Origin of the sequence: Mycobacteroides sp. H001 (assembly GCF_001440005.1) — a bacterium.
In the GTDB taxonomy this organism is placed as follows: Bacteria; Actinomycetota; Actinomycetes; order Mycobacteriales; family Mycobacteriaceae; genus Mycobacterium; species Mycobacterium gwanakae.
In genome coordinates this window covers 82,291-95,320 of the sequence record NZ_LJYH01000047.1, presented here as the reverse complement: position 1 = coordinate 95,320, position 13,030 = coordinate 82,291, and the positions used below count along the sequence as shown (strand labels likewise).

14 protein-coding genes are annotated in these 13,030 nt (G+C 63.8%); 5 read left to right on the top strand and 9 right to left on the bottom strand.

All coding sequences use genetic code 11. The features are described from left to right. Positions 1-200: 200 nt before the first annotated feature. On the top strand, positions 201-458 hold the full coding sequence (locus AOT83_RS27685) for a hypothetical protein (RefSeq protein ID WP_131726926.1): 258 nt from the start codon (positions 201-203) through the stop codon (positions 456-458). A gap of 274 nt (positions 459-732) precedes the next feature. Here the strand turns inward: AOT83_RS27685 and AOT83_RS28375 are convergent, their stop codons facing one another. The 5 genes from AOT83_RS28375 to AOT83_RS23800 all read right to left on the bottom strand — a co-directional run bounded on the left by AOT83_RS28375 (position 733) and on the right by AOT83_RS23800 (position 3,683). Further along, positions 733-867, bottom strand: coding sequence for a hypothetical protein (locus AOT83_RS28375; protein ID WP_267888691.1), 135 nt, complete (start codon positions 865-867; stop codon positions 733-735). A gap of 4 nt (positions 868-871) precedes the next feature. After that, positions 872-1,177, bottom strand: coding sequence for a DUF2510 domain-containing protein (locus tag AOT83_RS27120; protein WP_081343831.1), 306 nt, complete (start codon positions 1,175-1,177; stop codon positions 872-874). A gap of 217 nt (positions 1,178-1,394) precedes the next feature. After that, positions 1,395-2,111 (bottom strand): hypothetical protein, encoded by a 717-nt coding sequence (locus tag AOT83_RS23805; RefSeq protein WP_057963626.1) that lies wholly within the window; start codon positions 2,109-2,111, stop codon positions 1,395-1,397. Further along, a complete protein-coding gene (locus AOT83_RS27680; RefSeq protein WP_131727378.1) occupies positions 2,104-2,286 on the bottom strand; it encodes a hypothetical protein in 183 nt (60 codons plus the stop codon). Before AOT83_RS27680 ends, AOT83_RS23805 begins: the two co-directional genes overlap by 8 nt. 140 nt (positions 2,287-2,426) lie before the next feature. Next, positions 2,427-3,683 (bottom strand): ATP-binding protein, encoded by a 1,257-nt coding sequence (locus AOT83_RS23800; RefSeq protein ID WP_057963625.1) that lies wholly within the window; start codon positions 3,681-3,683, stop codon positions 2,427-2,429. 132 nt (positions 3,684-3,815) lie between these two features. Between AOT83_RS23800 and AOT83_RS23795 the strand changes: the two genes are divergently transcribed. From AOT83_RS23795 to AOT83_RS23785, 3 genes are all read left to right on the top strand, one after another. Continuing rightward, positions 3,816-4,481 (top strand): type IV toxin-antitoxin system AbiEi family antitoxin domain-containing protein, encoded by a 666-nt coding sequence (locus AOT83_RS23795; protein WP_057963624.1) that lies wholly within the window; start codon positions 3,816-3,818, stop codon positions 4,479-4,481. A gap of 949 nt (positions 4,482-5,430) precedes the next feature. Beyond that, positions 5,431-5,814: a helix-turn-helix transcriptional regulator gene (locus tag AOT83_RS23790; RefSeq protein ID WP_057963623.1), complete on the top strand. Its 384-nt coding sequence runs from the start codon at positions 5,431-5,433 to the stop codon at positions 5,812-5,814. A 103-nt stretch (positions 5,815-5,917) separates the two neighbouring features. Further along, complete coding sequence (locus AOT83_RS23785) at positions 5,918-6,367, top strand: hypothetical protein (protein ID WP_057963622.1); 450 nt, start codon at positions 5,918-5,920, stop codon at positions 6,365-6,367. Positions 6,368-6,466: 99 nt separating this feature from the next. On the opposite strand, the gene AOT83_RS23780 is transcribed toward AOT83_RS23785, so the two are convergent. Continuing rightward, a complete protein-coding gene (locus AOT83_RS23780) occupies positions 6,467-6,724 on the bottom strand; it encodes a helix-turn-helix transcriptional regulator (RefSeq protein WP_057963621.1) in 258 nt (85 codons plus the stop codon). 80 nt (positions 6,725-6,804) lie between these two features. On the opposite strand from AOT83_RS23780, the gene AOT83_RS23775 reads away from it, so the two are divergent. Continuing rightward, a complete protein-coding gene (locus tag AOT83_RS23775; protein WP_057963620.1) occupies positions 6,805-8,958 on the top strand; it encodes a TniQ family protein in 2,154 nt (717 codons plus the stop codon). A gap of 24 nt (positions 8,959-8,982) precedes the next feature. Here the strand turns inward: AOT83_RS23775 and AOT83_RS23770 are convergent, their stop codons facing one another. Genes AOT83_RS23770 through AOT83_RS23760 form a run of 3 tightly spaced genes read right to left on the bottom strand, consistent with a single transcriptional unit; the run spans position 8,983 to position 12,928 of the window. Then, positions 8,983-10,053, bottom strand: a complete 1,071-nt coding sequence (locus tag AOT83_RS23770; RefSeq protein ID WP_234797738.1) for a TniB family NTP-binding protein — start codon at positions 10,051-10,053, stop codon at positions 8,983-8,985. Continuing rightward, positions 10,050-12,179, bottom strand: coding sequence for a DDE-type integrase/transposase/recombinase (locus AOT83_RS23765; RefSeq protein WP_057963618.1), 2,130 nt, complete (start codon positions 12,177-12,179; stop codon positions 10,050-10,052). Before AOT83_RS23765 ends, AOT83_RS23770 begins: the two co-directional genes overlap by 4 nt. Continuing rightward, a complete protein-coding gene (locus AOT83_RS23760) occupies positions 12,176-12,928 on the bottom strand; it encodes a TnsA-like heteromeric transposase endonuclease subunit (protein ID WP_234797739.1) in 753 nt (250 codons plus the stop codon). Before AOT83_RS23760 ends, AOT83_RS23765 begins: the two co-directional genes overlap by 4 nt. Between the last annotated feature and the right edge of the window lie 102 nt (positions 12,929-13,030).

The window sequence follows — 13,030 nt, the reverse complement described above, 5'->3', positions numbered from 1 at the left end:
TGTTGGCGTACCGAAGGAGAGACATACCGATGAAAACCCTGATCAATCGGGGCGCAAGGAAACGCCCGGCAACGGCCCTGCTTGCTGGCTTGTGGGGGTTGGGGAGCGTTCTGGGTCTTGCGACCGCCGGTCCTGCACACGCGCAGGATTACATCGACCTAACTCAGGTTTGCAAAAACCAATACAATCAACCGGCCGCGGTGGTCCAGCAAGTGGACGGCAACAACGACGCGTACTCCTACGAGTGCGTTCTTCCGTACCTGGACAGTTACAGCGCGGGTGCCAACGTCGATAGGGGCGGTCCCGGTGTCTCGGCCGGCATCAACTTTGGAGGCGGTCAGCGGCTCGGGGGTCTCGATGTCCAAGGCTGGTGCAACAAGTACATGGCCGGCCTTCCTGCTACGGCCTGGGAGGGGTCGAACCAGTGGACATGCGGAGACGGCTCAGTGTCCTTCTAGGCTTCGATTCACGCTTAGGAGTTGTCCTCACGACGGCGCTGGTGGGTCAAATGACCACCAGCGCCGTTCGTTTTTTTCGTTTTGTCCTGCGATGACTTCCCAAGAGCACCTCCGAACGGGCTGACCGAGCAGCACAACGTCTGCCGATAGGCCGTCGACCAAGGACCGCCTGGGCCAGCCTGGCGGTGCCCAAACTCGCCGCGAAGACCGCCGTGGCGTTTTGCAAGAAGAGTGGCCGCGCGGTCGACCCCCGTGTCGCCAAGCTCGCGGACTCCTAGGAACGCTCCGATTCGTCGTCGCGGGCCCGATGATCTACGGACCGCTGCTCGGCGTAGCGCTGCACGTCTTTGGCGATGAGCGGGTCGTTGACGAGCTGATCGATCCGCGCGTTGGCACTGCGGAAACGCATCCGATCATCCATTAGACCCGTCTCTTTCAAATCCTGGTGGCCACCCGAGCATCCTGACCGTGAGGCACCTAGCACGACTAGCTCTGCTAGCTAGCATCCTCGATCGGTCCAGCTCGACAGCGATCTCCCGCCCCAGTCTTGCCCTCGGCCCCGAGTCTAGATCGGTGTGGGTTTGTCCGTGGAGGGCGACCATGTGGGTCCAGCGTTGCCCGTCCCACCACCGGTGGTGGAAGCGGGAGGTGGGATCGGGGTACCAACCCGGCCCGGGTAGTGGGGTGGGTTGCTGCGGGATGGTCGCAGGTGGGGTCATGAAGATGTCGTTGGGTAGGTCGGTGATGTGGTAGCCCATGTGGACGATTTGTGAGAGCGCGGCCTGTTCTGTCAGGGAGTTCTGATCGGTCATTGCGGCGGCGGCGAAGCTGCGGACGTCGATGAATGTGTGGTCGCCGCTTGGCCCGGTTCGTTCGCTGAACACGACCATCCACCGGTAGCCGCGGTCATACAGGTCGGCGGCATCGGGGCCGGCTTCAGCTAGTGAGAAGACGCGAGTGGGGCAGTACTCGTCTATCGCTTCGACGTAGTGCTGGTACCAGCACTACGCGAGGCATGAGTTCAGGGGAGCCTGTGGCGTGCAGCTCGGACGCGCTGATGAGGCCGGCTCTGTACAGCTCGCGCTTGGTTAGGTAGTCGATGTCGTCATTTGGGCCGGCGGCGCGGGCCACCTCGGCGACGATTCTTCGACGCTTGGCTTCTGACTCAGCTGCTCTGCGCGCGAAGTAGTGAGGGTCGGCGGGGTCAGTCATGGGGTCCTGTAGACCTGTGACAAAGAATCTTGGTCGAAATCGTCTCACGGTGGGCTTGTCCGCAACCGCAGCCCAATCTACAAGCGCCTCAATCATATCCGCGACACCGCGGCCAGCTTCTTCGAAGACGGCTAGCGCGCCGACGGGTGCGGCACCGTCTCGCCGGAGGCGGGCAGCCAGACACACCAGGGCGCCGCCCAGGAGCCACACCGTCCAGGCTGCGAGGCCGACGGTGTAGTGCTCACCTCTGATCACCGCGATGACGGCCAGGGAGATGGTGACCAGGGCTGTGGCGCTGGTGATGGAGGCCGCGGAGCGGGTGTTGATGGTGTCGCGGCGGGTGTATTCGCGGTCGAGTTCTTTGCCGATGAATTCGACCCATTCGCGACCCTGGTCGGGGTCGGGCGGATCATCCGCTGCGGGTGGCTGGGGGTCAGTCACTCTGGTCGCCGCGGACGACGGTTCGCACGACGTCGAGTGCGGCCGTCCTCAGCGACGCAGGGTCTTCGCTGCGGGTGCTCAGCTCGGTTTCCCACACGATGGGTGTGGGTGGGGGCCGGCCCGGTGGCGGTGGTGGGGGTGGAGTCTCAGGTGGGGCCTGCTGGTCATCAGCCATCCCGAGCCTCGCTTTCATGACGAGTTCGTCTTGCACTGGGCGGTGCCGATTTGCGCCACCTGCTGCTTCCGAGGGTACGACGAACCGGACGTCCGGAATGCTGGACACACTCGTCTGACTGGCGTGTCCGGCGCGCGGGGTCATTTCGTCGAATCTGGGTCGTCATCTGGTTTCTTGATTTCGTGCAGGTGGGTGATGCCGCCTTGGTTGATGCAGTACTCGGCAAGCTCGTACACCTGGCGGTGGAAGGCGTCGTCGGCGACCGCGGCGTTCATCGTGAGCTGCACCCTGGTGAACGTCCCGAGTGGGGTGGAATTCCCATCGTAGGTTTGGTCAGAGTTATCGACGGTCAGGATCATGAGGGCACGGGGGCCGGTCCACTCGATGCCGACGGAGACTTCGTACTCGGAGTGACCTTGGGTTTGGGCGATAGCGCGAATCAACGCCGTGAAGTCTGCGACTGCCGCCTCGATGGTGCGTGCGGCGACTTCATGGCCCTCGAACTGTGATGAGGGGCCGGTGGGGTGTGCGCCAATGGCCGCCGCCAGGGCCGCAGAACCGTCGTGGTGCACACTTGCCCACGCCTGTTTCCAGTACCAGCTCTTGTGCATCGACGAGGGTGGCGCGGTCCACCGTTGGAGCCCTGGGCGTGGGTTGTGCAGTTCGAGGTTTTCCAGGGGGTGCGTCGCCCGGCGCTGGGAGTAGCTGAGCGCGATGTTGCCGGCTATCTCGAAGATCTTTCGAGCGTCGTCGTGGGATGGTCGGGTGAGGACACCGGGAACGCGGGGATGCGCTACTGCGATCAGCCATGCGCGTTGGTCGGTGTCTCGTCCCGCCGCTGTCTCCACGTACAGCGAGTCGAGCGCTTCGGTGGACCTTCGTCGCTCATCGAAGCGGGCGCGGTAGGCCGCCTCGATCTCGCGTTCCTTCATCCACTCGGTGTCGGCGTTGTTGCGGCGTGGGGCGCCGAAGTAGTCGTTGCGGTAGATCAGGTGTGGGCCGTCGACACTGGCCGGGACGATCACCGCCGCCGCCCGCGGGTTGGTGCCGAGGTGGTGCACCTGCAGCCCAAACACTGGCGGCGTGATCGCCGTGACCGCGACTTTGCGATAGGTCCGCTCATGGTTCTCGGTGAACTCACCGGTGTCTTTTCGCTCGGTCGCGGCCTTCTGCTCCTCCTCGATGCCGTACACGATCATGCCGCCGCCGCTGTTGGCCATCGCGGCGATGTCCTTGGGCACATCGGTTTGAGAGAGATTGCTGGCGGGCGGCAGTTCCGACTTCCAGTCCAGGTCGTCGGTTTCGACTACGCCGGTGGCCACAGCCTCATCGAGCATCGCATCAGTAAGAGGACCGGGCGGCAGCCCCAGCGCACGGTGTAGCGCGGTGAAAGTCATGAGAAACAACCTAGGCAAACGCCGCCGTCGGGGCGCTTCGTCTGCGCGTTACGAGCCGACCCGGGCGGGCATCGAGCTAGGGTACCCGCGGGATCCGGCGCGACGACGTCTCCGGCTTATTACCATCGGGGGATGGTCGACGCGGTGGTGTGGTGTCAATTGCACGCCTTGGCCGCCGACCAGTTCGGTCTATTCACTGCAGCTCAGGCCCGCCAGAGAGGGGTGGCTCGCTACGAGCTCACTCGACGGATCGCTGCCGGTGACCTGTTCCGGGCTCACCACGGTGTGTATGGGTTCAGCGAGGATTCCGCTGACATGTTCGCTTTCGAGGATTGGGCGGCGCAGTGGTTGGCGCTGCGCCCCAGTACGGACGTCGAGTTGCGTCGCACCGAGCCAGATTGCATCGTGAGCCACGACAGCGCTGCGGTGATCCGCGAACTGGGGGCCGTCGTCGCGCGGGGACTGTTTCTGACCGCGCCGCGGCGCATCAACACGCGGTCGGCACGGGTGCACACCTACCGCCGCGACATCGGTGACGCCGGAGCGGATTGGGACATCGTCGAGGGCCTACCCGTGGCGATGCCCGGGCGGATCATCGCCGACCTGGCTCGCGATCACCTCGACGGAGCCCATCAGGGCACCGTCATCGCCGATGTCCTGGAGGCGGGTCTGATGACGCTCGACGACGTGGGTGCACGACTGGATCCGTACGTCCATCAGTGGGACGAGGCAGATGGAGTGTCGTTGGCGCACCGGTTCTTGGTGGCGGCGGGGCGGCCGGCGCGACTGCGGGCGTAGTGCTCATCCTGTGGGCCACCGAGCCCACAGCTCAGCGGTGGTGGTCGTGCACGTGTTGATGCGCCGAGTGGCGTAGTTCCCCGCCGGCTGGCACCGCGTGTGCGGTCGATCCACACTGCTGCATCGTCGCTACTCGACGGCACTGGCGAAGAGGGTGCGAAGCGCTTCCACCCGCTGCCACGTTTGACGCGGTGAAGGCCGTGGACGTGACGTGGGTTCTCCCTCCACGGTGACCTCCCCCCGTGCCTTGGTTCATCGCAAAGAGGCCAAGCCGCCGAGCCGCAACATTGCAAAACACCAGACGGCGAAAGCCTGCCCGGTTAGCGCCGCTGATCGGATTGCGGCGACAGCCCTTCCTGGCCAGGATCACCGGCGTCAAGAGTGGACGGCGCACATCACGACCTTTACGTGCGTTTCCCACCTCGCGGGTCATCCAGTCAGGACGATTGTCGACCATCTGCCAGCGGATTCACGACTCGGCGTCATCGTACGGATATCGCTTTGAATACCGTCCATTTTTCTCACAAGCAGACAAATCGATTCACAGCTTTAGGCGCAGAATGGTTGAGTCGCAATGACTATTGGATCGCATAATCGAGCGACCATGCGCCGCAGGCGCAATTAGTGTGTTAATACTAATTGATTTCTAGCAAACGCGCTCCACGCACGTTGTCAACGCTGGCAAGTCACGATCTGCAGACATCAGCAACCGACAGTGTCGATCATGTTGGCGCCAGGGCCGCTTTTCACGTCGAAATACGGCTTCTAAAAGCCCTTTTGAGAGGCCCGCAGTCGTCTACCGGGTTCGCACGGGCGGCGTACGGGGCGCGCGACATGTCACCCCCTGCAGTACACACTGTTGCAGCAGTCCAACATTGCAGCTAACCTCGATCAGGCATCATTGATTTAGGCGTTGATGCCATTACTGTCCGCGAAAGGGGCGTGGTGAATGTCGGATTTCGTCCTCGAACGAATGCCTCCGTCGAGTGGTTTCGCGCTGGCGATTGGCCCAGCCACCGAGTATTTCGTGGCGCAGCTTCATGGGCTACTCCGTCGCTGTCCCCGCAAGGGGAAAACTGCGCTTACCGTAGGGGGCAAGAATGGCAAACGCCTACACGAAATGCTGACCGCGCGAGCCAAGGCCACGGGAAAGTCGATGAACGGCAAGTCGCTGTCCCAGTGCTACAGGTATGTGAACGGCGTGAAGAGCCCGAGCCTTGAGGTGCTCGTCGACATCGCCGAACTGTTCGCAGTGTCGCCCCACTACTTCCTTCTGCCGGACGGGGACGGCAACGACTCCTCCTACGACTCCAATGAGGGAGCCAGGCAATGACGTCGTGGACGCGCCTGTGATCCCGAGCGCCGCCGTACCCGACGACGGGTATCGAATTGAACTAGGAGGCAGGGGATTACACGGAGCCCGATGGTCCAGGGGTATGGCACTCGACCCCGGTAGCGAACAATATCGCGAAGTGCTGGAAGCGCTGCTTCTCCGGATCCCCTCACATGCGGACCGATGGATCGCCTGCGCGCCGGGGTGGTTCCCCCTCATCGCAGAGTTGCACGATCACCTGCTCGATCTGGACCCCAACTACGTCGTGCTTCAGGTCAAGGAGAGGTTCGCCGCGCTGCGGTATCGCGGCGGCACGTCGAGCAATGATCCCCTTGTTCAGGAACGATTTTCGGCTCTCATCGAGGTCGCCGAACGACTTTCGAAGACGATGTGCGAGCTGTGCGGCCAACTCGCTCGGCTGTCGGTGTGTGACGACCACGACGGTCCGAGATACAAAACGATTTGCAGGGCCTGCGCCATGGAGCTCGCTGCAGCGGGTGGAAGCTTCTATCAACCCCATCCGCCACGGTCGATGCGAGGCCCGCTGTGGTGAACGCCCTGCGCCCCAGCCGATGTTGTCACCTCGACGTCGACGCGGCGTGGGCCATCCACCTCGACGGCAAGCGCCCGGATCTGCTCAGGAGCTACGCGCCTAGGCGTCGCGCAGCAGTTCGACCACCGGCACGTCCAACGCATCCGCGATGTCGAAGAGCCGCTCGTAGAGCAGGCCCCGGCGGCCGTACTCCATCGCTATGAGAAGCGTACGGTCCACACCGCTCTTCTCGGCTAACGACTCCTGGGTCAGCCCACGTTCGGTCCGCACCCTCCGGATCGCTTCCCCGACCGATCGGCGGCGTCGCTTCCACTGCTCGACGCGGCGCGGATCGTTTTCTCTAGGTCGGGTGGGCACCTACACAAGAAGCAGCCATGAGCGGGCGAAAGTCTGTAGCACTAGTTCAACATTGGCCCTATTGGTAGCGGGGAGATGACATGACCACAGGCCAGCTTCCACTGTCACAACAGGTACGGACCCTGCCCATCCGGGTCGCGCCGCTACCCGGGGAGGCCATGGACTCGTGGCTCGAAACCCTTGCCGCGCGATCCCACACGACCTGGGGTGACCTGCTCATTGCGGTCGGGTTGAAGGGGCCAGGACATGGCCGCTCACTGCTGCGCTACCCCGTTATCGACTCGACGTCCAGCGCGATCGTCTCCATCGCCACGGCCACCGGGGTCCCCGCTCAGGCGATCAAGGCGATGGCGTTGGACGCCGTGGTGCCGGAGGCAGGCGTCCCCGTCGTGGGGCCGCGAGCGTTGTTACTTCCCGGTTCGCGATTCTGTCCGGCCTGCCTCAACCAGAACGGCGGTCGGTGGTTGTTGTGGTGGAAACTGCGCTATGCGTTCGCCTGCCCGACGCATCGCTGCCTGCTCGCCGACCTCTGTCCGCGATGCGGTGGCGCTCTCCGCGAACACTCCTTGTCGACGAAGGCCATTCCCGTCCCAGGTCACTGTGTGAGTGTCGGCGGTCGCTCACGAAGGTGCGGTGCCGATCTATCCGATGCACCGGCTCTAGAGCTACCGGCGCATCATCCGGCACTGGCAGCCCAGGACGCTATCCTGCGGGCGGTGCACGCCGGGACCGTGTCCGATGGCATCTATCACGCAGGTCCGGTACCGACCGCGCAGTACCTTCGCGATCTGATGGCCGTGGGCACGCGAGCGGTTCGCTACGGATCTAAGAACGACTTGCTCAGTGCCGCCTCTTATGTCGGTGACGGCGACGACACTGTTGAGGACCTCGACGGGCTCGCCCGAGCCAACCGGCCGAGTTACTACAACCACTTCCCGACCTCGGTAGTGACGACGGCCGTCGCGGCGTGCGCTGCCGTTCCAGTGCTGTCGGCGACATCGGCAGCCGCCGCCGGCGACCGGCTCCGGTGGTTGGTTGCCTCCGCCCGCCATCGCGGCTTCGCCGTGTCGGCAACCAATATCGGCTGGGGCGGCCGGATCAGCACCGCGCTGACGGGGGCCCAGCTGAGCGCGCTCACACCCTTCCTGGGACAGGTCGACCAGATTCGTTACCGCTGCTTGACCGATCACCCCAGACGACCCATCCAGGACGAACCGGTGGTGTCCCGATCGTTGCCCGCGATGCTCTGGTTTCACTGGATGCTGCCCGTATGCGACACCTCCGTAGGGTTCGAGCAGGTCCGGATGGCGCTCAGTGTCGCTGTAGTTCTCGCCGACGGGCGTCTCACCGTGGCGCAAGCGTGTTCGTCCCTGGGGAGGGCTACCGCGTCCACGTCGGTGTCGCGGGTACTGGGGGAATTGTCGGCACGACCGGACTGGGCGGCCACGGCGGTCATGCTGGCCACCCTGGCCGACTATCTCACCCAGCACCCATCACCCATCGACTACGTTCGTCGACGCCACCTCGACACGCAGGACCTGCTGCCGCAATCGGAGTGGCTTCGCATGTGTCGGAACCTCGGGATGCTCCCTGGTAATCAGGTGAAGATTCGTCTCGTCCGCTGCTGGCTCTACGAGAGATTGACGGGCTCACCCGGGCGACGCTGCGGGCACGGACGCACCACCGGTGAGTTCCGCGCCAAACTCGCTGACCTTCCCCGCACTCTCAACCCGGAACTGGTCTCCGCTCTTGACGACGCGGGTCGACGGTTCCTCGACGACAACGGACTAGCAGACGAGCCGTTGCGATGGTCACCACCGAAGGACGCCGCTCCCAACTGGCTGAGCCGCAAACCGCTGAACGAGGCGATAGACATTGACAAGTTGCACGAACTGGTCCTACCGCGGGACTCCTACCTCGGAACGATCGCCACGCATCTGGGCACTTCGATCGAATTAATCCGCGAGGCGCTCAACGACGCGCCCGCCCCGCGACCGACACTGACCATCGCGCAGCGCCGCGCCACCGGTGCCGTCATCGCCGACGCCCGTGTGCAGCTGACACCGGAACTCCTTGCCGATCTTTATCTGCGGCAGCGGCTCACCCTGAGAGCCATCGGCGAGACCGTCGGCGTGTCGAAACAAACCGTTGGCCACCTTGCCCGCGAATACGACATCCCGCTGCGGCCGTCAGCCGCGCCCAGCCACCGCCACACAATCGGTACCGACGAGTGATACTGCGACCCGAGCAACTGGCCCCTACGCTGCATAGCACTCCCGCAACAGCCGTGCGGTGTTCTTGCGGGCCGTCTCAGCTGCCACGTCGATCTGAACTTGCTCGAGCAACTCCTCGTTGAGCGCCTCGACTCCTGTCCGGATCGCCCGCGCGCACCCTCGAAGGATCAAGTTCATCAGCGAACCCATGTAGCCGGTGCTCCGCTCGAACAGGTAGTCGCTCAGCGTGCGGGACAGCATTCCGTCCTGGTGGTGCCTCAGTACGAGATTGCGTTCGATGGCCTTGACGACGGTGCGCCACTCTCGGCGTTCCTCAGCCGTCGTGCACTTGAACGCCTCCAGCTTGTAACCGGTGGTGCGCCGGGCGGTGGGACCGAGCACCGCCTTGCCAAAGGTGCGACCCCGCCGGTAGAGACCGAGGTCGGTCAGCCCGACGCCCACCAGCAGCAACGTGATCGGGAAGTCGTTCGACAGGTGCTTCAACTGGTTGCTGACCTTCGATCCATCGGCGGATTCCCACCGCAGGAAGTGCAGGTCGTCGACGATGAGCAGGCGAACCTCGCAGGCGAGGAACAGGTCGAGCGCCCGCCGGGAGAATTCGCCAGCGGTTCCCCGGTAGCGACCAGGGTGGGCGAAGTAGTGCAACAGCGATCCATTGAGATCACGGATGGTGGGGTTGCCGCTGAGGGTCACACGGGCGACCGAGTGCCGTTCGTGCCCGTCGTCGGTGAGGCCACCGTTCTCCTCGATTTCACGCAGATGGAACGCCTTGGCGAACAGTTCGACCGCAGTGCTCTTGCCCAGGTTGGAGTCCCCTTCCACGGCGACCGCGCCTTTGGCGCGAGCGCCGTCCTGCAGGTTGCTGCCGATGTCGTCCCACAGGTGGTCGTGAAGTCTCGTCAATTGTGGTGTCCTCAGGGTGCCCATGTTGGCGTGCCACAATCGTCGCTCCTTGTTGTAAGCCGTGAGTTCGGACCCGCTCAGCGCCTTGTGTTCTCGGTCGCTGAGCATTCGTGGTCGCGGCATCGGATCGGCGTGGACGACCTTGCGCCAGCCTTCCTTGGTCCCGATGCTGAGGTTCTGCAGGTCCGTCATGCCCATTCCAGATCGTCGTCGAGGTAGTCCTCTACGATGTCGCCGTCATCGTCGTCATCACTGAGTTCGGGCGTGCGCCGTGAGGGTTCCTCCGCACCAACGGAATCCGTGGAATCTCCTTCATGGGGCAGTGAGGTCAGCGCGGCCACCACCTCGGCATCGGATTCGGCTTGGCGGCTGAGGTCGGCGTCGTGACGGGCCATCCGCAGCGCGATGCGACGGTCTGCGGGGCTGTCGCCGAGGCGGATGTTCCACCGCGTGAGCAGTTCGTCCAACGCGCCCTGCTCGTCGACGAACCCATCACGCCGCCGCACGGTTCTGCGGGTGAACTGAAGTGCCTCGTCGCTGAATGGCATCGGATACTTGGTGTGGTGCTCCCAGGTGAGGGTGTGCCACTGACGGGTGTCGGGGTCTTTGATGTAGACGCGGGACACGTCGTCGGGGTCGACGTGGATCGGCCACTTGTTCTCGAACTTCCCGCGGTACGGGCTCCGCATGGCGGCCAGCTTGTTGAGGATTCCCTCGCCGTTGTCGCCATACTTCAACGTTCCGCGTTTGATGCCGAAGTGCTGAATCACGTGGGGCTCCACCTTGAGGAACTCGTAGGCCAACTGCGGATCGCGCGGCGCCTCGACGTAGCCGGCACGCGCGACGCCCTGGGAGAACATCTGCGCCGGTGTCAGTCGCGCGGACGGCAATCCGGGATCGATGAGCCCGTCGTGTTTGCGGTGGTGATACACCGTCGCGACCCACTCGTTGAAGATCGTTTCGAGCTGATCGATGTAGAGGCAGGCGTGGTCCTCGACGTCTAGGCCGCGGGAGTTGACGTCGGGCCCCTTGTAACCGGGCAGGTACTGCAATAGTCCCTCGCGGACGGTGCCGAAGAACCGTTCCAACGGACCCTTGTCGCGGCCCACCCGGACACGCGCCGGCTGGGTAGAGATCCCCAGCCGTTGGCAGACGCTGTTGACGTGTTCGGACACGTAGATCTTGCCGTGGTCGGTGATGATGGTCTCCGGGTTGAGCGCCGGGCCCGAGGCGCCCTTGCCCGTGCGGTCGAACTGGTCTGGGTCGATGAGCACTTCACGGGGCAGGCCGTGTTCAGGCCACACCGCATACGACGGCCAGCGCTCCCCTGCCGGCTTGGGGCGAAGCGTGCGATAGAGGATCGCGGCCGCGTCGACGGCCTTCGTCGACACCGGAGTCATGCGAGCGGCGACGACGCACCGGGTGTACCAGTCCATCGCCACGGTCAACTCGACACGCACCCACCTCAGCGTCTTCGGATCGAGTGCGAAGACATCCAACGCCGTGGTGTCCAGCAAGAGATACTCACCCGGCCGCGTCGGCCGTAGCTTGCCGTAGGCCCGCTTCGGCCGTGCCGCGATATCGCGGTTGCGCTTCGTCGTCCCGCCGAATATTCGGTGCTGTTTTTCCAACCATTCCAGTTCGCGGTACGCCGTTGCGCGAGAGGGTAATTCGACCGCATTGGTGCCGAACCACAACTCCAGCCTCTTAGCCGTCTGCAGGATGATCGCCTTGCGGGAGGGCTTGGACTCATTGGTGTGTTCCACCATGATCTGTAGCGCAGTCTGGAGCCACCGTGGGTCAGTGTGACCGCTGCCCTGCCAACGCGCCGACGCCAGGCCCGCTTCGCCGTGGCGTTGGTAGTCCTTTGCCATCCGTCGCACGTGGCGCACACTCAAACCCAACTCCTGGGCTTTCGCAGCGTATCGGCTGAGCAGCGACTGATCCGTGGCGTACTGGGGTCGGGGCTCGTCGGGGAGTGCCACTTCGGTGCTGCCGGAGCGATATCCGGTGAACATCTCGCGAATGTGCTCAGACCGGCGTTGAATCTCGCGCGTCTGCGCCTTCGTCAACGAGGCGAGTACGACTGAAGCGGGGTCGATGTCGTCTGTCGGATTGGGACCATCGTTGGTGGGGATGAGTCGCGCCCGGACCCCTTCGAGCAACGTCACGACCGACATTCTGACGATGGACTTGGCCGATGTCAGGACGACGTCAGTCCCGTTCGCGGTGGCTAGCCATTCGGTGACGGTGTGTATTTCACCGTCGTACATGACGCGGGTCCCTCGACCAATCCGAATGCTGGCGTGATCGGTCATCGCGTCGTCCCCTTGGTCAGAATGCTTTCCGCGGTGATGACTTCGTCGAGGTTGGTCGACACCTCGTGACTCCACAACATGTGCAGCAGCGCAGCCCGCGCTGATGGTGGTGGTGCAGCCGTGACCCGCCGAAGCGCATCATCGAAGGTGCTTCCTTCCAGGTCGAGACCTCTCAGCTCGTCCAGCGCCAGCGGCGACACGTACGGCCGTCGTCGGTATCCGGCGAGGAATCGGACGTTCTCCAAGAGGATGGGCGGAGGTTCGCTCGCGACTTCGAATTTCCAACCCTTGGTCTCCAGGGCTGCACCAACCCAGGCGAAGGTGTCGACGACCTTGGGATCGTCGAGCTTGGCTCGTGGTTTGACGTCGACGACAACCGGGCCCCGGGTCGTGACCAAGAGGTAGTCGGGGATGTGTCGGCGTCGGACTCCATCGACTACGGCCCGCATCAGGAAGGGTTGCGCGACAATGTGTGTCACGTCCAGATCGAAGTCGGCGAGCAGTAGGCGACTCAGCTCCAATCGGGATTCGTAGATCACGTGGCCCTCTTCGGTGGCCGACCAGTACGCTCCCGAGTAGTGGGTCTGTCCGAAGATCATGCGGAACGTTCGCCACGGAATGGCGTCGTCGAACATCTCCGCCTCCGCCTGCGACATCGCGACGCGGGTGACGTCTTCGTTGTCGAGTCGGATGTCCAAGTGGACGTCATCGTCCGGGGCTGCCAAACGGCATTTAAGTTTGGTGGGCATCGGCCTATCGCTCCGTTCATCTGCGGGATTGGGTAGGTCGATGGTGGAGTCGCAATGTGATTGTCAGCTAGGGCAATTGGCGATCGACACATGTGCGTGACC

What these genes read in the sequence shown, in the direction of transcription:
- AOT83_RS23760 (WP_234797739.1), bottom strand. Translation starts at nt 12,928, where the DNA reads ATGCCCACCAAACTTAAATGCCGTTTGGCAGCCCCGGACGATGACGTC.
- AOT83_RS23775 (WP_057963620.1), top strand. Translation starts at nt 6,805, where the DNA reads ATGACCACAGGCCAGCTTCCACTGTCACAACAGGTACGGACCCTGCCC.
- AOT83_RS23795 (WP_057963624.1), top strand. Translation starts at nt 3,816, where the DNA reads ATGGTCGACGCGGTGGTGTGGTGTCAATTGCACGCCTTGGCCGCCGAC.
- AOT83_RS23790 (WP_057963623.1), top strand. Translation starts at nt 5,431, where the DNA reads ATGTCGGATTTCGTCCTCGAACGAATGCCTCCGTCGAGTGGTTTCGCG.
- AOT83_RS23770 (WP_234797738.1), bottom strand. Translation starts at nt 10,053, where the DNA reads ATGACGGACCTGCAGAACCTCAGCATCGGGACCAAGGAAGGCTGGCGC.
- AOT83_RS27680 (WP_131727378.1), bottom strand. Translation starts at nt 2,286, where the DNA reads ATGGCTGATGACCAGCAGGCCCCACCTGAGACTCCACCCCCACCACCG.
- AOT83_RS23765 (WP_057963618.1), bottom strand. Translation starts at nt 12,179, where the DNA reads ATGACCGATCACGCCAGCATTCGGATTGGTCGAGGGACCCGCGTCATG.
- AOT83_RS27120 (WP_081343831.1), bottom strand. Translation starts at nt 1,177, where the DNA reads ATGACCCCACCTGCGACCATCCCGCAGCAACCCACCCCACTACCCGGG.
- AOT83_RS23785 (WP_057963622.1), top strand. Translation starts at nt 5,918, where the DNA reads ATGGCACTCGACCCCGGTAGCGAACAATATCGCGAAGTGCTGGAAGCG.
- AOT83_RS28375 (WP_267888691.1), bottom strand. Translation starts at nt 867, where the DNA reads ATGCGTTTCCGCAGTGCCAACGCGCGGATCGATCAGCTCGTCAACGAC.
- AOT83_RS23800 (WP_057963625.1), bottom strand. Translation starts at nt 3,683, where the DNA reads ATGACTTTCACCGCGCTACACCGTGCGCTGGGGCTGCCGCCCGGTCCT.